General features: G+C 65.9%; 19 protein-coding genes. 15 read left to right on the plus strand and 4 right to left on the minus strand.

All coding sequences use genetic code 11. The features are described 5' to 3' along the window. Positions 1-56: 56 nt before the first annotated feature. Positions 57-2699: a TonB-dependent receptor gene (locus JW805_09985; protein ID MBN2972343.1), complete on the minus strand. Its 2643-nt coding sequence runs from the start codon at positions 2697-2699 to the stop codon at positions 57-59. 252 nt (positions 2700-2951) lie between these two features. Between JW805_09985 and rplU the strand changes: the two genes are divergently transcribed. The 3 genes from rplU to JW805_10000 all read left to right on the plus strand — a co-directional run bounded on the left by rplU (position 2952) and on the right by JW805_10000 (position 4372). After that, on the plus strand, positions 2952-3332 hold the full coding sequence (rplU, locus tag JW805_09990) for a 50S ribosomal protein L21 (GenBank protein ID MBN2972344.1): 381 nt from the start codon (positions 2952-2954) through the stop codon (positions 3330-3332). Between the two features lie 43 nt (positions 3333-3375). Continuing rightward, entirely contained in the window at positions 3376-3645 is a 270-nt protein-coding gene (rpmA, locus tag JW805_09995) for a 50S ribosomal protein L27 (GenBank protein ID MBN2972345.1), read from the plus strand. 178 nt (positions 3646-3823) lie between these two features. Beyond that, positions 3824-4372 carry a GNAT family N-acetyltransferase gene (locus tag JW805_10000; GenBank protein ID MBN2972346.1) on the plus strand — a complete coding sequence of 183 codons (549 nt, stop codon included), beginning with the start codon at positions 3824-3826 and terminating at the stop codon, positions 4370-4372. Between the two features lie 142 nt (positions 4373-4514). On the opposite strand, the gene JW805_10005 is transcribed toward JW805_10000, so the two are convergent. Then, positions 4515-5360, minus strand: a complete 846-nt coding sequence (locus JW805_10005) for a metal-dependent hydrolase (protein MBN2972347.1) — start codon at positions 5358-5360, stop codon at positions 4515-4517. 49 nt (positions 5361-5409) lie between these two features. Here JW805_10005 and JW805_10010 point away from each other — a divergent pair, with 49 nt between their 5' ends. From JW805_10010 to JW805_10060, 11 genes are all read left to right on the plus strand, one after another. Next, complete coding sequence (locus JW805_10010) at positions 5410-5994, plus strand: TetR/AcrR family transcriptional regulator (protein ID MBN2972348.1); 585 nt, start codon at positions 5410-5412, stop codon at positions 5992-5994. Between the two features lie 146 nt (positions 5995-6140). Further along, positions 6141-7187: a GTPase ObgE gene (gene obgE, locus JW805_10015; protein ID MBN2972349.1), complete on the plus strand. Its 1047-nt coding sequence runs from the start codon at positions 6141-6143 to the stop codon at positions 7185-7187. Positions 7188-7217: 30 nt separating this feature from the next. Continuing rightward, positions 7218-7775, plus strand: coding sequence for a Uma2 family endonuclease (locus JW805_10020; protein ID MBN2972350.1), 558 nt, complete (start codon positions 7218-7220; stop codon positions 7773-7775). A gap of 43 nt (positions 7776-7818) precedes the next feature. After that, entirely contained in the window at positions 7819-8922 is a 1104-nt protein-coding gene (locus tag JW805_10025; GenBank protein ID MBN2972351.1) for a glutamate 5-kinase, read from the plus strand. Further along, on the plus strand, positions 8919-9821 hold the full coding sequence (locus JW805_10030) for an NAD(P)-dependent oxidoreductase (protein MBN2972352.1): 903 nt from the start codon (positions 8919-8921) through the stop codon (positions 9819-9821). Before JW805_10025 ends, JW805_10030 begins: the two co-directional genes overlap by 4 nt. A gap of 43 nt (positions 9822-9864) precedes the next feature. Further along, on the plus strand, positions 9865-10110 hold the full coding sequence (locus JW805_10035; protein ID MBN2972353.1) for an acyl carrier protein: 246 nt from the start codon (positions 9865-9867) through the stop codon (positions 10108-10110). Positions 10111-10211: 101 nt separating this feature from the next. Then, positions 10212-11402, plus strand: a complete 1191-nt coding sequence (locus tag JW805_10040; GenBank protein MBN2972354.1) for an aminotransferase class I/II-fold pyridoxal phosphate-dependent enzyme — start codon at positions 10212-10214, stop codon at positions 11400-11402. Positions 11403-11448: 46 nt separating this feature from the next. After that, the gene (locus tag JW805_10045) at positions 11449-13419 is read left to right on the plus strand and encodes a response regulator (protein MBN2972355.1); all 1971 of its coding nucleotides are present in this window, start codon (positions 11449-11451) and stop codon (positions 13417-13419) included. A gap of 55 nt (positions 13420-13474) precedes the next feature. Then, positions 13475-14677 carry an LPS export ABC transporter permease LptF gene (lptF, locus tag JW805_10050; GenBank protein MBN2972356.1) on the plus strand — a complete coding sequence of 401 codons (1203 nt, stop codon included), beginning with the start codon at positions 13475-13477 and terminating at the stop codon, positions 14675-14677. Further along, entirely contained in the window at positions 14674-15774 is a 1101-nt protein-coding gene (gene lptG / locus JW805_10055) for an LPS export ABC transporter permease LptG (GenBank protein ID MBN2972357.1), read from the plus strand. The genes lptF and lptG overlap by 4 nt, the downstream gene beginning before the upstream one ends. A gap of 2 nt (positions 15775-15776) precedes the next feature. After that, complete coding sequence (locus tag JW805_10060) at positions 15777-16424, plus strand: hypothetical protein (protein MBN2972358.1); 648 nt, start codon at positions 15777-15779, stop codon at positions 16422-16424. Here JW805_10060 and JW805_10065 read toward each other — a convergent pair whose 3' ends face one another. Beyond that, on the minus strand, positions 16425-17525 hold the full coding sequence (locus tag JW805_10065; protein MBN2972359.1) for a fatty acid desaturase: 1101 nt from the start codon (positions 17523-17525) through the stop codon (positions 16425-16427). It lies immediately after the preceding gene. A gap of 134 nt (positions 17526-17659) precedes the next feature. Here JW805_10065 and JW805_10070 point away from each other — a divergent pair, with 134 nt between their 5' ends. Continuing rightward, complete coding sequence (locus JW805_10070) at positions 17660-18811, plus strand: dATP pyrophosphohydrolase (GenBank protein MBN2972360.1); 1152 nt, start codon at positions 17660-17662, stop codon at positions 18809-18811. A gap of 48 nt (positions 18812-18859) precedes the next feature. Here the strand turns inward: JW805_10070 and JW805_10075 are convergent, their stop codons facing one another. Beyond that, positions 18860-19108, minus strand: coding sequence for a hypothetical protein (locus JW805_10075; GenBank protein MBN2972361.1), 249 nt, complete (start codon positions 19106-19108; stop codon positions 18860-18862). Between the last annotated feature and the right edge of the window lie 78 nt (positions 19109-19186).

Below are 19186 nucleotides of genomic sequence, written 5' to 3' on the forward strand. Positions count from 1 at the left end.
GCTGCCCGCCGTGGCGACTCCTGCGCTTGGCTTTCGCCAAGCGCAGGGCGCCCGCGTTAGAACTGAAAAGCAACCCGCCCGTACAGGAACCGCCCGTTGAAGCCGAACGGCGACAACTGGCTGTACGGCAGGAAGTAGCTGTTGGGCGTGAAGCCCGGAGCGCCCGTCGCGCCGCCGGTCGGCAGGCGATCCGGATAGGTGTCGAACACATTGTCCGCACCGACCGCCAGCGTGACCTGCTGGATCGGGTGCACGCGCACTTCGACGTCGGTCACCCACTTCGGCGTCAGCTTGAAGTCGCCGGCGACCGTGCCGAGCGGCGCGGTGAGCGCTCCGTTGACTGCGGTCCAGACCGAACCGAAGCGGTTGGCGCGCACGGTCGCGCCGACGATTCCCAGATCCCAGTCGGCCGACAGGTTCAGCTTCGTCCGCGGCTGCGAGTCGGTCAGACGATAGGATTCCTGACGACCGAACAACGGCGAACCCTGAAGCAGCGGGTTGGGCAGAACGGCGCGATCGGTGATCTTCGTGGTGTTGTAATTATACCCCGCGGTCAGCACGAAGCGGCCCGCACCGAATTCGGGCACGCGGTAGGTGCCGATCACATCGACGCCCTGCGTGCGCGTATCGACGCCGTTCACGAAGAATCGTGCCGATGTCACGCCGTTGATGCCCGCGCCGGTCAGCAGGTTGACCACCGCCGTGCCGGTCAGATTCTCGGTCAGCGTGACACGATCCTTGATGCGGATGTTGTAGTAATCCGCGGTCAGGCTGAAGCCGTTGAACGGATTGAGCGTGATGCCGCCCGCTAGGTTCAGCGCCTTTTCCGGCTCCAGCTGCTTGCCGCCGAGCGCCGCCGCAACGCGGCTGGTCGCCGGCACCGTCACGATGTCGATCAGCACCGGAGTATTAACGACCGTTCCATTCGGCTGCGTCACCGCAACGATGGTGTTGTTGGTCGACGTGGTCGTGAAGAACTGCTGCGCCAGGCTCGGCGCGCGGAAGCCGGTCGACACTGAGCCGCGGATCGCGATGCCCTGGATCGGTTCGAAGCGCGCAGCGACCTTACCATTCCAGGTATCACCGAAGTCCGAATAATGCTCGTACCGGCCCGCGGCCTGCACGGTGAAAGCATTGGTCACATCGGCATCGAGTTCGACATAAGCGGCATAGCTATTGCGCGACACGTCGGTGGCGTTCGACGGCTGGAAGCCCGGGAACACCTGTGCGCCCGGTGCCGCACCATTGGCCGTGTACCGCCCGCCGATGTAGCTCGCCGTGTTGCCGGGACGGATCTTGAAGTTCTCGTTACGATATTCCCCGCCGAGCGCGAAGCCAAGGCTCGAGAGGAAACCGACGTCGAGCTTGCGGCTGAGATCGAGGTTCACGACCGTCTGGCCGAACGCAATACCGCCCGCGTCGAAGCGCCGCGGCGAATCCACCCCGCCCAGCGACACGTTGAAGCTGTCGATCGTCTGGTAATCGAGCTGGTTCGACCCGTAGACGACCGACAGGTCGGCCTTGAACCCGCCGACGTCGGTCCGGATGCCGGCCGCGCCCGACACGTCCTCGATCTGACTCTGGATCTTGGGCAGGAAGCCATCGGCATAATAGGGCACGAAGGTCGTGGTCGACGCGGCCCAGTTGCGGTTGCGCGCGTCGTTCGGACGGCGGAAGAAGCCCGCGCCGATGCCGTCGCGAATGCCGTAGGTGCCGAAGGCATAGAGCTCGGCGTTGGCGCCGATGTCGTAACCCGCATTGACGATGACGTTGTAATCGACCGTCTTGCCGTCGCCGTAGCCGTGGTTGAAGCGGTTTGCGGCGAGTTCCTTGGCATTTTCGCCGACCTGATACTGGCGACGCGGGTCGGCACCCGAACGCTGGGTCGGATCACGATCGCGGAACTGCGCGGAGAAGGTGAAATACCCATTCTCGCCGATCGGCAGGCCCAGACGCGTGGCGAGCGTCAGCGTGTCGCCGTCATGGCGCTTCACTTCCTCGCCGTAGTTCAGCTGAAGGATGTCGTTCGCGCCGCCGTTGTTGGTCAGCACGTTCGGCACGCCGTTCGTCGCCGACACGCCCAGCACTTCGTTCACGCCGCTCTGCGTCGTGCGATACTGCCCGAAGGTGACCGAGCCCGACACGCCTTCGCGCTTCGACAGCTGGATATTGATGACACCGGCGATCGCGTCGGAACCATATTGCGACGACGCGCCGTCGCGCAGCACTTCGATGCGGTCGATCGCGATCGGCGGAATTTCGTTGAGGTCGACTGCGCCCGACCCACGGCCGACCGAACCATTGAGGTTGAGGAGCGCCGCCTGGTGACGACGCTTGCCGTTCAGCAGCACCAGAGTCTGGTCGGGCGCCAGACCACGCAGCGTTGCCGGACGCAGCGAATCGGTGCCGTCGGTCAGCGATGGCTGGGGGAAGTTGAACGAGGGCACGAGCTGGTTGAGCACCTTGTTCGTCTCGGTCTGACCACTGTTTGAAAGCTGGTCGCCGCCGATGACGTCGATCGGCACCGGGCTCTCGGCGATGGTACGGCCGCCGATACGGCTGCCGGTGACCACGACCGTGTCCTCGGTGATCGGCGCGTCGTCGGCCGGCGCGGCCGGCACAGTCTGTGCCGATGCCGGCATGGCCAATGCCGCCGCCGAAACAGAAATTGCAAGCACGCTAAGCAATTTAAGGCGCATAGAAATCCCCCATCATGAAATGTCCGCCCGCTTTGGACCGGCATCGCGCAACATCTTATGTTACGGCAACGATGGAACAAGGATGTCGCAGGGCGAGGCGTGCACTTAAGGTCACGCTGTTGCCCTCACGCCACAATGGCGCCCGAAGGATTCCTTTGGTTGACAGCCCCCGCCCCTTTCGGTAGCAGCGCGCCTTCATCCCGCCCGGCATGCCGGCGCGGGCCCGAATTTTTGATGAGAGTTTGAAACGCCATGTTCGCAGTCGTGCGCACGGGCGGCAAGCAGTATCGCGTTGCCGCCGGAGACAAGATCGTCGTCGAGAAGATCGAGGGCGAGGCCGGTTCGTCGGTCACCCTCGGTGACGTGCTGCTCGCTGGCGAGGGCTCGGACCTCAAGTCGGTTGCCGGCCTGACGGTCGCTGCCGAAATCGTCGCGCAGGCTAAGGGCGAGAAGGTCATCGTCTTCAAGAAGCGTCGTCGCCACAATTATCGTCGCAAGAACGGCCATCGCCAGAACCACACGATCCTGAAGATCGTGTCGATCGGCGGCTCGAACGAGCAGAAGGCGAAGGCGACGAAGGCCAAGAAGGCTGATGCCGCTCCGGTCGAAACCGCCGCCGCTGCTGAAGCGTAAGCGCGCGCCCCGAACAGACGATACGAAGAAGAGAGTTTAGGTCATGGCACATAAGAAAGCAGGCGGTTCGTCGCGTAACGGTCGTGATTCGGCCGGCCGTCGCCTTGGCGTGAAGAAGTTCGGTGGTGAGCAGGTCATCGCCGGCAACATCATCATCCGTCAGCGCGGGACCAAGGTGTACCCGGGCGCGAACGTCGGCATGGGCAAGGATCATACCCTGTTCGCGCTGACCGACGGCCGCGTTGCGTTCAAGGACGGCAAACTCGGCCGAAAGTTCGCGACCGTAGAAATTATGGCCGAAGCGGCCGAATAACGGGCAACCGATGACGGGTTGCCCACCAGGGCGACCCGGCGTTCCGTCACAGGAACCAGCCAAACAAGGGAGGACGGGTCGCCCCGGACTCCCTTTTTTACTGCTCCCTCCTTCGCGACTGTCGCGACCACGTCATATCTTCGTGGTTGGGCGCTCGCGCGACACGAGGAGAGTGGACATGTTCGCACGCACCCGCCGTCTGACGCTCCGGCCCGGCTGGATCGAGGACGCCCCCGCCCTCACCCGCGCCGTCGCGCACGAGTGCGTGGCGATGAAACTCGCCCGTCTGCCCTGGCCGTACGATCTGGTCGACGCGGAGACGTTCCTGACAATGCCGGTCGCTCGCGACGAGGCGCGGTGCCTGATCTTCGCGCACGATCTGGGCGACGCACCGGTGCTGGTCGGCGGTTGCGGCATCAGCCGCGACGAGGGCCAACCCAATCTCGGCTATTGGCTGACGCCGGACGCCTGGGGCCGCGGCTATGCGACCGAAGCCGGTCGAGCGATGCTCGGCATCGCGCGCTGGGGGCTTGGCCATCGGCACCTCGCAGCGCACCACCACCTCGACAATCCCGCTTCGGGCCATGTCCTGCGCAAGCTGGGCTTCGTGCCCACGGGCGTCCGCGAACCGCGGGCGAGCCGTGCGCGGGGCGAAGCGGTGCCGAGTGCGAGCTATGCGCTGTCACTGGATGATGGGGATATCGAAGCGCCGCGTATGGCGGCGTGAGGGTGCCTCATCTGCCCACCTGAGATCCGTCGCCCCCCGCGGAGGCGGGGGTCAATTCTGGCTGACCTGACGTTCTAAGCCGAAAGGTCAGCCAGAATGTATCTCCGCCTTCGCGGGGATGACGAATTCGGCCTTAGGACCGTCAGGCAGCCGCGAGCCGCGCCGCTTCGAACTCGCTGTCGACCAGCCCGATCAGCTTGCGATCATCGTGGTTCCACGGATGGAAACCGGGGAGGAAAAACGCGAAATACTGACCCAGCACTTTGCGGGCCATGCCCGGTCGGCCGAAGGCATATTTGAACAGCCGCCACTTCACGCCCGCACCGGTGAAGCCGTCCTGCCGCAGCAGCTCCAGCATCCCCTTGGTCCGACCGTTGAAGAACCGCCCGGTGACGATCAGCATCACCAGCGCCTTGATGCGCCAACGCTTGAACCGGGGCCAATCCTTCGTCGCATGAAGCCAGGTGTCATAGGCGACGCCCTTATGCTCGATCTCCTCGACCGCGTGCCATTTCCAGAGCGCGACCGCATCCGCATCACCACCCTCGAGATGCGAGGGATCGGCGATCAGCTGGTGCGCCAGGATCGCGGTGAAATGCTCGAGGCACATCGTCGCGGCAAGGCTCGCGATCGGCGGACGGCCCTTCGTCAGCGCCAGCACGCGATCAACCTCGGCGTCGAGCGGGCGGATGTCATAGCCCTGGTCGGTGACGTGGCGGTTGAACGCGACATGCTCGCGGGTGTGAATCACCTCCTGCTTGGTGAAGGCGGCGATTTCCGCGGCCAGACGCGGGGGCGCGCCATCGCGGAACTTGCGGACCGAATCGATGAAGAAGCCTTCGCCCTTCGGGAAGGTCACCGACAGCGCATTGTAGAACGCCGTCGCGACGGGATCGTCGTTCAGCCACCACCGGCGATAGGTCGCACCCCGCCCGAAGCGCATGTCGCACGGCGTGATCGTCAGGTCAGCGGGAGTCTTTGCGTTCACGATCGAATTCCTCCAATCAGGACGATCTAACTGGCGATTACTTACACACATGTCAATAAGTCCTATCCGCAAGCGACTGAGCCCCGCCGAATCCCGCGATGCCGCGCTCGACGCCGCGCGCGACCTGCTCGTCGAGTTCGGCCCCCAGGCGGTGACGCTGAAGGCGGTCGCGACGCGGATCGGGCGGACGCATGCCAATCTCCTCCACCATTTCGGCTCTGCGGCAGGGCTTCAGAAGGCGCTGATCGAGACGATGGCCAGCCGGATCACCGGCCGCATCGGCGAAGCGGTCCTGCGCGCACGCGCCGGTGACCAGGATCCGCAGGAGGTGGTCGATCTCACCTTCGACGCCTTCGACGAGGGCGGCGCGGGCGCCTTGGCCAGCTGGATGATCCTGTCGGGCAACGAGGATGCGCTCGACCCGATCCTGAGCGCGATCCACGATCTGGTCGATCAGTTGACCGCAGCGGATACCGATGGCGAGCCGATCCATGACCAGACGCTCCAGCTGGTACTGATGGCGCTGGGGGATGCGCTGCTGGGCGGGCCGATGGCCAAGGCGCTTGGCCTGCCGCGTGGCCGTGCGCGGGAGCTGGCGGCGCGGGGACTGCTGGCGGGGCGGAAGAGCGACTGATTCCTTCCCGTTCGGGCTGAGCCTGCCGAAGCCCTGCCCCTCTGATCGGACATGGGCAAAGCCCATGTCGTCGGCCGCAGTGCCTGCGCCGGCCGGGCTCGCGCTTTGTGTCGATTTAGCTTCGCTAAATCGCTACAGCGCGGGCCATGCACTTCCTAGACCAAGCAAAGATCTTCGTCCGCTCGGGCGCCGGCGGCGGCGGGGCCGTCTCGTTCCGCCGGGAAAAATTCATCGAATATGGCGGCCCCGACGGCGGTAACGGCGGCAAAGGCGGCGACATCGTGTTCGAAGCGGTGGCCGGCCTGAACACGCTCATCGACTTTCGCTACACGCAGCATTTCCGCGCGCCCCGCGGCAAGGGCGGCGCAGGTTCGAACATGACCGGCGCGGGCGGTCAGGACCTGGTCATCCAGGTTCCCGTCGGCACGCAGGTGCTGAGCGAGGACAAGGAAGAGGTGCTGATGGACTTCACCCGCGTCGGCCAGCGCGAGGTGTTCCTGCGCGGCGGCGACGGCGGGCGCGGCAACCTGAGCTACAAGACATCGACCAACCGCGCGCCGCGTCAGCATGGCACCGGCTGGCCGGGCGCCGAGGCCTGGGTCTGGTTGCGCCTGAAGCTGCTCGCCGACGCCGGCCTGGTCGGGCTGCCCAACGCCGGCAAGTCGACCTTCATCAACGCGGTGACCAACGCGCAGGCCAAGGTCGGCGAATATGCCTTCACCACCACCCGCCCCCAGCTGGGCGTCGTGCGTCACCACGACCGCGAATTCGTGATCGCCGACATCCCCGGCCTGATCGAGGGCGCGGCCGAAGGTGCCGGCATCGGCGACCGCTTCCTTGGGCATATCGAACGCTGCCAGGTGTTGCTCCATCTCGTCGACGCGAATGACGAGGACGTCGCCACCAGCTACCGCATCGTCCGGGACGAGTTGGAAGCGTACGGCGCCGGCCTGGCCGACAAGCCTGTCGTCGTCGCCCTCAACAAGATCGATACGCTCGACGAGGAATTGATCCAGGCGCTTTCTGCCGAACTCGAGGACGCGAGCGGCGCGCAGGTCATCCCCATCTCCGGCGCCGCACAGATCGGCGTCGATTGGGTGCTCGACGAGCTGCTGGCCAAGATCAGCGACTCCGCCGACGTCGTGCCCGACGACGACGAAGGCGAGGATGCAGTGGAGTGGTCGCCGATTTAACAGCGACCGCCGACCTGCTATATTTGCGACATGGCGACCCAAACTGTCTATCCGCTGCTGACCGCAAGGGAGTTCCTCGAAATCGATTTCGGGGATCGGAAGGCCGAACTTGATAACGGCGTCATCCGTATGATGGCCGGCGGAACGGTCCGTCATGCTATGGTGCAGGGCAATATTTTCGCATGGCTTCGACTGCATTTGAGGGGGAGCGGCTGTCGTCCCTATGGGTCGGATATGGCAACGCAAACCCACGATCTCTCGGTGCGCTATCCCGATGTCAGCGTGTTCTGCGGAGAGCGCGACCCTCTAGCCGACACGTATCGTGCCTTCGACGACCCGAAAATCATTGTCGAAATCCTGTCGGCCAGCACCGCGCGAACTGATCTTAGGGTTAAATTGCCGGAATATATGGCCCTTCCCAGCGTCGACACGATCGTCTTCGTCGATATCGCGAGTGAAAGGCTGCGGATCGTCCAGCGAACCGGTCCGCACGGCTGGAACGACGTGCAATATGACGGACCGATCGATCTGATTCTGCCCTCGCTCGACCTTACCATCCCTCACGACGAGATCTTCGCGCGCGACTGAGGTGATTGGCGGACGGCGGCGCGCACGCTAACGAGCCTGCGCGATGAGCCTGTTTCCGCCCGACACCTGCCCGCGCCTGATCGTCAAGATCGGGTCCGCGTTGCTTGTCGATCCGGACGGCAGCGTGCGGCGTAACTGGCTGGCCGGGATCGCTGCCGACATAGCGGCGCGGGTGCGGGCCGGGCAGCAGGTTGCTGTCGTATCATCGGGGGCAATTGCGCTCGGGGCGCGGCGGCTCGGCCTGGCAAAGGGCGGGCGCGCCAGCCTGGAGGACGCGCAGGCCGCTGCCGCGACCGGACAAATCGCACTCAGCCAGACCTGGGCCGAAGTGCTTGGAGCGGAGGGGCTGACCGCGGCGCAAATGCTGGTGACGCTCGATGATCTGGAGGACCGGCGCCGCTATCTGAACGCCGCCGCCACGCTCGATCGATTGCTCAGCCTCGACGTCGTGCCCGTACTGAACGAGAACGACAGCGTCGCGACAGCGGAGATCCGCTTCGGAGACAATGACCGGCTCGCCGCGCGGGTGGCGCAGGCGGCGGGCGCACAGGGCGTCGTCTTGCTGAGCGATATCGACGGCTTGTATGACCGCAACCCCGCCCTGCCCGGCGCCATCCATATCCCGCGCGTCGAGCGGATCGATGCCCAGATCGCAGATATGGCCGACACCGGCTCCGCGTCCGGCATGGGATCGGGCGGCATGGTGTCGAAGATCGCCGCAGCGCGCATCGCCGCTGCTGCGGGCACGCATCTCGCCATCGCCTCGGGACGGATCGACCGGCCGCTCTCGGCCGAGGCCCGGCACACGATCTTCGTCGCGGAAAGGGCCGCGCCGGCGCGCAAGGCGTGGCTGGCCGGCGGGCTGACCGCGCGAGGCACGCTCCATGTCGATGCAGGTGCTGCCAGAGCGCTGGCGGGCGGCGCGAGCCTGCTCGCGGCCGGCACGACTGCCATCGATGGCGACTTCTCGCGCGGCGACCTGGTTGCCATCGTCGGGCCCGACGGACCCATCGCCCGGGGCCTCAGCGAATATGACGCCGACGACGCTCGCTGCCTGTTGGGGCACAAACGCGAAGAGCACGCGGCCATCCTCGGCTATGCGCCGCGCTCCGCACTCGTTCACCGCAACCACATGGCGCTGACATGAGACTGGCGATCACCGGTGCGACGGGATTCGTCGGCAAGCGACTGGTCGCACTCGCGCTGCGGCAGGGCCATGCCGTCACCGCGCTGACTCGCCGCCCGCGAACGGGCGGGGACGGCGTGAACTGGGTGTTCGGTACGCTCGAGACGCCGAACGCGCTTCAGAGCCTGATGCGCGGCGCCGATGCTGCGATCCATGTCGCGGGCGTCGTCAACGCGCCGGACCGGCCGGGCTTCGTCCTCGGCAACATCGACGGCACTCGCAACGTACTGACCGCCGCACAGCAGATGGAGGTGCGGCGGTTCATCCATGTCTCGTCGCTTGCCGCGCGCGAGCCGGGATTGTCCAACTACGGCTGGTCGAAGTCCGCGTCGGAGGGGCTGGTCATCGGCTCGGACACCGACTGGGACATCGTCCGCCCGCCCGCCGTCTATGGCCCGGGCGACTTGGATATGCTTGAGATCTTTCGCATGGCGAAGTTCGGCCTCGCGCTGCTGCCGCCGGGTGGGCGCATGTCGGCGATCCATGTCGATGATCTTGCTCGCCTGCTGCTCGCACTTGCCGAAGCGCCGGCCAGCCGCACCATCCTGGAGCCCGACGATGGCCGCCCCGGCGGCTGGAGCCACCAGGGCTTCGCCCGCGCAGTCGGCGACGCGGTCGGCAGGCGCGTGCGGCCGGTCGCCCTGCCTCGAAAGCTGATGGCGATCGGCGCGCGCATCGATGGATTGGTGCGAAAGGGCGGCGCGCGGCTGACGCCCGACCGTGTATCCTACATGTGCCATCCCGACTGGGTGTCCGATCCGCTGCGCCGCCCGCCGCAACAGCTGTGGCGCCCGCAGATCCCGACGCCCGAGGGCCTTAGCCAAACCGCGGCATGGTATCGCGCCGAGCGCCTGCTATAGCGACGCCCAATCCCGGCCGCATTTGCCGACCAGAAGGACCGCCATGACCGACCGCGCCCAGATTTTCGACACCGTCGCCGCCCAGATCGAGCCGTTCAACAAAAAGGGTGTCGCGCTGACCGAGGCGACCACCTTTCAGGGTGACCTGGAGTGGGATTCGCTCACGGTCATGGATTTCGTCGCGGCGATCGAAGACGAATTCGACATCATCATCACGATGAACATGCAGGCCGAGATCGAAACGGTCGGCCAGCTGGTCGATGCCGTCGCCAAGCTGAAGAACGACTGACCCTCCCCTTTTCCTTGTCCGAGCAGACCATGACCGAAACCGGCCTCCAGCCCGAAGCCCTGCCCGCAAACCCGACGGCGGGGCCGGCGACCCGCGACCTGATGTCGAAGTTCGACGCGCTCATCGCCGAACGACAGGCGCTGATCGATACGGGCGTGACTGATCCGTTCGCGATCGTGATGGATGAGGTCCGCTCGCCGACCGAAGCGGTCATCAAGGGCCGCGAGACCATCCTGCTCGGCACGTACAATTACATGGGCATGACGTTCGACCCGGACGTCATCGCCGCCGGTCATGCGGCGCTCGACCAGTTCGGGTCGGGCACCAACGGCAGCCGCATGCTCAACGGCACCTTCCGCGACCATATGGAGGTCGAGGAGGCGCTGCGCGATTTCTACGGCGTCAGCGGGGCGATCGTGTTCTCGACTGGCTACATGGCCAATCTCGGCATGATCTCGACGCTGGCCGGCAAGGGCGATTATGTCATCCTCGACGCCGACAGCCATGCGTCGATCTACGACGGTTGCAAGCAGGGCGTCGCGGAAATCGTCCGCTTCCGCCACAACGACGTCGCCGATCTCGACAAGCGCCTGGGCCGCCTGCCCGCCGACGCCGGCAAGCTCGTCGTGCTGGAGGGCGTCTATTCGATGCTCGGCGACATCGCACCGCTGAAGGAGATGGTCGCGGTCGCCAAGAAGCATGGCGCGATGGTGCTGTCGGACGAAGCGCATTCGATGGGCTTCTTCGGCCCCAACGGCCGCGGCGTGTACGAGGACCAGGGGCTCGAGGGGCAGGTCGATTTCGTCGTCGGCACCTTCTCCAAATCGGTCGGTACCGTCGGCGGCTTCTGCATTTCGGATCATCCGAAGTTCGAGGCGATCCGCCTAGCCTGCCGCCCCTATATCTTCACCGCCAGCCTGCCACCGTCGGTGGTCGCGACCGCAGCCGCGTCGATCCGCAAGCTGGCGACCGCGCATGAGAAGCGTGCACGGCTGTGGAATAACGCCCGCACACTCCACGCTGGGCTGAAGGCGCTGGGCTTCCGCCTGGGTACGGAGACATGTGACAGCGCGATCATCGCGGTGATCCTGGAGGATCAGACGCAGGCGGTCGCAATGTGGCAGGCGCTGCTCGACGGCGGACTGTACGTCAACATGGCGCGACCTCCGGCGACCCCGGCCGGCACCTTCCTGCTGCGCTGCTCGCTGTGCGCCGAGCACACGCCTGAGCAGATCGAACGCGTTACGGCCATGTTCCGCACAGCGGGCCAAGCCGTGGGCGTGATCGGCTGAGCGCCGCTTCCCAACCCGCTGAGCCTGCTGTAGAATCGCCGTCGGCATGAACGACCGGGGCGGGTCCGACATCGCGGCGATACTCCATGCGCATTGGCGTGCGATCCTGCTTGCGGTCGTGGCGACGCTTGGTGCGGGCGTGTTCGCGGCGGTCATCATCACGCTGGGCGAGGCGAACCGTCAGCGTGACCGCGCGCTCGACCTGCAGTCGCACAGCTTCGAAGTGATGCTGCGAACGCGGGCATTGGCCGAGACGATGGCACGGGCGGAGGCGACCCTTGGGCGCTACGTCATCAGCGCCGACAAGAAGATTGGTCAGCGATATTCGGAGGAATGGCAGCAGGCCGGTCGCCAGATCGATCGTCTGGCGACGCTGACCCGCGATACGCCGCAGCAAAACCGCCGGGTCGATGCGTTGCGGGCCGCCTATGAGAGCCGCGGAGCGGAATTGTCGGCCATCGCGCTGAACACCAGCTACAAAAAAAATCAGCAGGCCCTGTCGCGTTTTTACGCCGCCGCCGATGCCGAAGCGCTGCACCGGACCGGCCGGTTGCTGCAGGAATTTCTCGACAGCGAACGCAGCTTGCTGGAGCGCCGCACTGCGGTGGCAGAGGCGAGCGTCGCCAGTTCCAATCGGGCGGCGGCTGTGCTGGCGATATTCGGCGCCGCGATCGTGCTCGGCGCCATCCTGCTCGGCTGGCTCACCGTCCGCGCGCAAACCGCTCGCGCGGTCGCATCCGCAGAGGCCGAGGATGAGCGCGAACGAGCCGAACTGCTCGAAGTCGCGGTTCGCACCACCACGGAGGAATTGGAAGCCGAAGCGCGCGAACGCGCCGCGGCGGAGGCCAAGCTCCGCCAGATGCAGACGCTCGATGCGATCGGTCAGCTGACCGGCGGTATCGCGCATGATTTCAACAACATGCTAGCGGTCGTTATCGGCGGGATCGAACTCGCCAAACGACACAGCGCCGATCCGGGCGAAGTCGTTCGCCACCTCGATAGTGCGACCGAAGGCGCCGACCGCGCCGCCGCGCTGACCCGCCGCCTTCTGAGTTTCGCGCGGGCGGAGGCCCTGCAACCCGTTGCCGTCGAGGCGGCATCGGTCATCGCCGGCATGTCCGATCTGATCGATCGGACGCTCGGCGACCTCGTTACCGTGGAGGTAAAGGACGACAGCGCGGGCTGGCAGGTGTTCGTCGACCGTCACGGGCTGGAAAATGCGGTGCTGAATCTGGCGGTCAACGCGCGGGACGCGATGGACGGACGCGGCACGCTGACCATCGCGACCGGTCACGAGACGCTTGCCGCGCATCAGGTCGACCATTGCGCAGCGGGCGACTATGCGACGATCGCAGTCGCCGACACCGGTTGCGGGATGAGCGAGGCCGTGATCGCCCGCGTGTTCGAGCCGTTTTTCACGACCAAGCCGATCGGCAAGGGCACCGGCCTCGGCCTCAGCCAGATTTTCGGATTCGTCCAGCAATCGGGCGGCGCGATCGCGATCCGGTCGGCACCTGGCGAGGGTTGCACCGTCACGCTGTACCTGCCCCGCCATAGCGCTGCAGCGGCCACCGCCGGCGACGCGACCGAAGGTCCGGCCGCCGCACAGCCAACGGGCGCGACAGCGCTCGATATCCTGGTCGTCGAGGACGATCCGCGGGTATTGTCCGCGACGATGGGTGCATTGGAAGCACTCGGCCACCGTCCCGTCGCCTGTGCCGACCCGCTGGGCGCGGAAGCGGTGGTGGCCGACCATGACGCGCGTTTCGACCTCATCCTGTCGGACGTGCTGATGCCGGGGCGCACCGGCCCCGAACTCGTCGCCGATCTTGCCCCGCTGCTGCCGAGCGCGGCGGTGGTGTTCGTGACCGGCTTTTCCGGCGACGCCGGCGAACAGGGCGCGCTTGCTGGCCGACAGGTGCTACGCAAGCCCTTCACCATGGCCGCGCTGGCAGCGGCGATCGATACCGCGGTCGCCGCCCGGCCTGCGTCGGAGCCAATCCGTAACGCCGCCTGACGCGCACCGCAATTATCGCTGGCGCGCGCCGTTCGCGCCGATATAGCCGGCCCCCATGAAGTCGATCGATCGCTACCTCGCGCGCCTGATCGCCGTGCCGTTGATCTCGACGCTCGTGATTGCGGCGATGCTGCTGGTGCTCGATCGCATGTTGCGCCTGTTCGACTTCGTCGCGACCGAAGGCGGACCCGTCAGCGTCGTATGGAAGATGTTGGCGAACCTGCTCCCTGAATATCTGGGCCTCGGCATTCCGATCGGATTGATGCTCGGCATTCTGCTCGCCTTCCGCCGTCTGGCGACCACGTCGGAACTCGATGTGCTGCGCGGTGTCGGAATGAGCTACGCCCGGCTGCTGCGCGTGCCGTACTACTACACCATCGTGCTGGCGGCGGCGAACCTGGCGATCGTCGGCTTTGTCCAGCCCTATGCGCGCTACGCCTATGAAGGCTTGCGGTTCGAGCTGCGGTCGGGCGCGCTAGGTGCGTCGATCAAGGTCGGGGAGTTCACCAACCTCGGCGACAAGATGACGCTCAGGATCGAACAGAGCCTGGACGACGGGCGCCGCCTGAACGGCATCTTCGTCCATGCGACGCCGCGGCCCGGACAGGAAGCGTCGGTTACGGCCGAGAGCGGCCAGTTTCTCCGCACCGACGACCCGGACGTCATCATCTTTCGCCTGACCAACGGCACGTTGGTCCACAATGGCCCCGGTTACCGGGCGCCGCGCGTCCTGACCTTCACCAACTACGACCTGCCGATCGATCTGCCGCGGTTCGAGCAGTTCCGCCCCCGTGGGGAGCGCAACATCGAGCGCAACCTGATCGAGCTCGCGCGTCTGGGCCGCGACCGCAGCGCGACCGAGGAAACCCGCGACACCAGCCGCTCCGCCTTCCATTTCCGCCTGGCAGAGGTCGCGACGATGTTCCTGCTGCCGCTGCTCGCGGTCGCGCTGGGCGTGCCGCCCAAACGATCGACCTCGGCGCTGGGCGTGTTCCTGTCGATCGTGATCATCGTGACCTATCACAAGATCAACCAATATGGCGAAAGCGTCGGCGGTCTCGGCCGGATCGATCCGATCATCGCGCTATGGGGGCCCTTCGTGCTGCTGACCGCGCTGATCGGCTGGATGTTCTATCAGATCGCCTATGTCCCCGGCGGCCAGCCGATCGGCGCGCTGGAGCGCGTGTTCGGCAAGGCGCTGAAGGCAGTGAAACGCTGGATTCCGGGCATGAACCGCCGGCGGGGGGCAGAGGCATGAGCAGCGCGACCTCGTTCTTCCCGTCGCGGACGATAACGCTGTACATGGCGCGGCTCTTCCTGACGCGGACGTTCGCGATCCTGCTCGCGCTGGTGGTCGTGCTCCAGGCGCTCGACCTGCTGAGCGAGAGCGGTCGCATCCTCGCCCGCGCCGGCAACGGCGAGCCGGAGATCTGGCGTTACGTGGGCCTGCGCGCGCCGCAGATCATCGCGCGCTTCCTGCCTTTCTCGGTCCTGCTCGGCACCATCATCACGCTGACCACGCTCAACCAGAACAGCGAAGTGATCTCCATGAAGGCGGCCGGGCTGTCGGCACATCAGGTGCTGGCGCCGCTGATCGTCGCCAGCCTGGGCGTCGCGGCGATTTCCTTCGCCTTCAACGATCGGATAGTGTCGCGCGCGACTGCGACGCTCGACCAGTGGCAGAAGGTCGATTACGGCCCCATGCCGATCGATCGCGGCGACCGCGCCAACGTGTGGGTTCGCGAAGGCGACGACCTAATCCAGGCGCGGCAGATCCGCGGTCGCGGCGACGCAGCGACCCTCGGCGGCGTCAGTGTGTTCGAACGTGATGGCGGGCGGCTCATTTCGGTCACGTCGGGCACGACCGGCCGGCGCGATGGCGACGGATGGCGGATCGACGGTGCGCAGCGCTTCGACGTCGCATCCGGCACCGTCACGCCGCTGGGCAGCACGGTCGTCGGCCGCGGCGTACGGCCGGATCAGTTCACCTTGTCGAGTGTCGATCCGGACGGTCTGTCGTTCCGCGAGCTCAGCAGCGCGATCGACGACCTGAGCGCCGCCGGCCGCCCGACCAAGGCACTCGAAGGCTCGCTCTGGCACAAATTGTCCGGCCCGCTGTCATCGGTGCTGATGCCCCTGCTCGCCGCCGTCGCTGCATTCGGCGTCGCTCGGTCCGGCAAATTGTTCGTCCGCGCAGTCATCGGCATGGCGCTGGGCTTCGCCTATTTCGTCGCCGACAATTTCGCGCTCGCGATGGGCAATCTCGGCGCCTACCCGCCTTTTCTCGCCGCCTGGGCGCCGTTCCTGCTGTTCCTGATGGTCGGCGAGGCGGTGCTGGTGCGAACGGAGGAGTAACGATGCGGCGGCTCTTCGCTCTTTTCCGCACACGTTCCGCCGCGCCGGTCGAGCCGGAGCCGGCATCGCCCCCTGCCGCGCCGCTACCGATGCTCGACGACCTGCGCGACTTCATCCGTCGCGATGTCGCTGGTGGCTTCTTCGACGACGACGCGGTGCTGCGAAACGCGGTGGAGGTCTACGCCGACGAGATCGACGCCGACACGCTGCGCGTCAGCGCCCAGGCCTATCTGCGCGACGCGCTACGCGACCACCGCGCCGCGCAGGCGGGGTGGCCGGAGGAAACCGACTGCGACCGGCTCGACGCGGCGTTTGAGGCGTTGGAAGCGCAGGGTATCGTTTGCCGTCAGAACTTCACGTGCTGCGGCACCTGCGGTGCGGCGGAAATTCGTGATGAGATGGACGCGATCGAAGCCGCGGGGTTCGACGTCCGCGGTTACGCTTTCTACCACGCCCAGGACACGGAAGCGGCCGTGGACGGCGATGGGCTGTACCTGAACTATGGCGCGATCGACGACGACGACGACCAGGCGGTGGCGGTCGGACGGCTCGTCACCCAGGAACTCTCGGCGCACGGGCTCAAGGTCAGCTGGTCCGGCGACCTCGCAAAGCGGATCGGCGTCTTCCTCGATTGGAAACGCCGCCGCTGATCACCGCTGGCCGAAGGTCGAGCGCACCAGCCGGTCGAGCAGCCCCGGCAGGCCGGCATAGCTCGCCTTGTGATAGAGCGAGTTGGCCTCCAGCGTCGCAGTCAGGCGACGATGCGCCTCGCCCAGCGAATGATAGGGGACGCCCGGCAGCAGATGGTGCAGCGCGTGGTAGCGAAGGCCGACCGGCGCCCACAGCATCGGCAGCATGGCCGGCGGTGGCACGTTGACCGAATCGAGATATTGCGCGGTCACGCTCATCTGCTCGCCGTCATTCTCCCACAAATGAGCAACGAGGGTACGGACCTGATTGAGCACCATCGTTGCTGACAAGATGCCGAGGTAGATCGCCAGCGCGCGTAGCGGCACGACGCCAGTGGCGACCAGCGCGAGCACCGCGATCGCCCAGACGCTCGTCGCGATCTCGAGTCGCACCCACAGCTTGCGATAGTCGTCCCTCATGTCGCGGCGACGGAAGGCGGGATTGATCGCGAGTGCCGAAAAGCGTGCGGCGATCGTCCGGCGCAGCGCCGGGACTGCCAGGGACAGCGGCGACAGGATCGCAAAACGGAACAGCAGCGCGATCGGTGCGAGCGCGGAAGCGACGACGAACAGCGGCACGGACCAGGGCTTCATCAGCGCGAGCGGCAGATATTCGGGATCGTCGACCGTGCCGTAGCGCGTCTTCGCATGGTGCAGGTTGTGCACGCCCTCGTACATGAAGGACGGAATCATCAGCGGGATACCGACCAGCAGATTCCAGCCGAGTCGGAAGCCCGGCACCTGCGCGTGCTTCATGTGGCTGACTTCGTGAATGAAGCTGCCCGCCCGATACAGCGCGAAGATCGCGACGATGCCGCTGACGATTGCCACGGCCAACGATGGTGCGAGGATCGCGCCCGCCAGGCCGGCATAGCCAAGCGTCGCAGACGCAAGCATGTCCGCCCAATAGATTTTCGGGTTCGCCGCATGCAGGTCGCGCGACAGCTCGGCAGCCGTCCGCAGCAACGCTTTGTCATCGGCGATCTTTTCCGCGGCAGCGCGCGGCTGAACCCCGGCCCAGGCGCCCGGCGCCCGGCGGTCGAGAGTGGCAGTCGTGGTCATCGCGTGTTCCATTGCCCTAAAATAGTGGCTGCATGGTGGCGACGCGAGGGCTCCGACGCCCGGAAAACTCGCTTGCTATGATCGATTCCGCTCGTCACACCGACGCCGCAAAGCCGTCCTAGCGAAAGCCGATCATGGCCGACATCACCATCCGTCCGATATCGTCGAAGGCCGATTACAAGCGCTTCGTCGACCTGCCCTTCCGCCTCTACGCCGACGACCCCAACTGGGTTCCGCCGTTGAAGGGCGAGGCGCTGGGGTTGCTTCTTCCGGAGAAGAACGGGTGGTTCAGCCATGCCAAGGCGCAGCTGTTCCTGGCCGAGCGCGGTGGTGAGCTGGTCGGGCGCATCTCCGCCCACATCGATACGCTCGCGCTGACGATGCCGCCCGAACAAGGCTTCGGCCCCGGTGTAGGGCAATGGGGCCTGTTCGATGCGGTCGATGGCGAGGTCGCCGCCAAGCTGATCGCGACCGCGGAAGACTGGCTGCGCACCCAGGGCATGACCCGCGCGCTCGGCCCCATCTCGATGTCGATCTGGGAAGAGCCGGGATTGCTGATCGACGGCTACGATCATCCGCCGACGATCATGATGGGCCATGCCAAACCCGAATATCGCGGCTGGATCGAGACGGCGGGCTATAGCGGCGTCAAGCAGCTGATGACCTATGACCTGGACATTACCCAGGACTTCCCGCCGATCGTCCGCCGCATCATCCAGTCGGGCGAGCGGAACGAACGCATCCGCGTGCGCGAGGTCGACAAGTCGAAGTTCGACCAGGAAGCCGCAATCATCCTGGACATACTGAACGACGCGTGGTCGGACAATTGGGGCTTCGTCCCCCTCACCCCGCCCGAGATCAAGGACGTCGGCGTCAAGCTGAAGCCGATCGTCTTCAACGACCTGATCCGCATCGCCGAGCTGGACGGCAAGCCGGTGGCGTTCATGATTACGCTCCCCGACCTGAACGAAGCGATCAAACCGCTGAAGGGCAGCCTGCTTCCGTTCGGCTGGGCCAAGCTGTTGCTGTGGCTGCGTCGACCCAAGGTCCGCACCATGCGCGTCCCGCTGATGGGCGTGGTCAAGGAACTGCAGGCCTCGCGCATGGCGAGCCAGCTCGCCTTTATGATGATCGAATATATCCGCCGCGCCTCCGTTCAGCATTATGGCGCGACCCGCGGCGAGATCGGCTGGATCCTCGACGACAACCAGGGCATGCGCTCCATTGCGGAGACGATCGATAGCAAGGTCAACAAGGTCTATCAGGTCTACGGCAAGGACCTGTGATCGGGCGAGGTGGCCGGTTCGCCGACCACCCCGCCGATCGACCCGAGCTCAATTCGGCGCGATCGGATCGAAGCCCTGTGCCATCCACTGCGCACGTGTCCGGCAGGATGTGCGAGGGATACGGCTGCCTGTCAGCGTGTCCTTGATGCAATAGAGCGTCGGCTTCTGCACCTTGGTTTCCCGCGCTGCCGTCGTTGCGCTCATCCCCGTCAGCGCGGCGATGTCGGGCGAGGCCCGGCCGGCGTCCGACGAACCGGTCGCAGCGAGGGCAAGGGCGAAAAGGGTGGTCGTGATCATGATGTGTCTCCCGTCATTCCGGACAAGGGGGCCAGCCCGGTAAGCGTGTTAGTGCATTGAGCATGCCAAACACTCAGA

This window comes from Roseomonas aeriglobus, assembly GCA_016937575.1.
Classification (GTDB): domain Bacteria; phylum Pseudomonadota; class Alphaproteobacteria; order Sphingomonadales; family Sphingomonadaceae; genus Sphingomonas; species Sphingomonas aerigloba.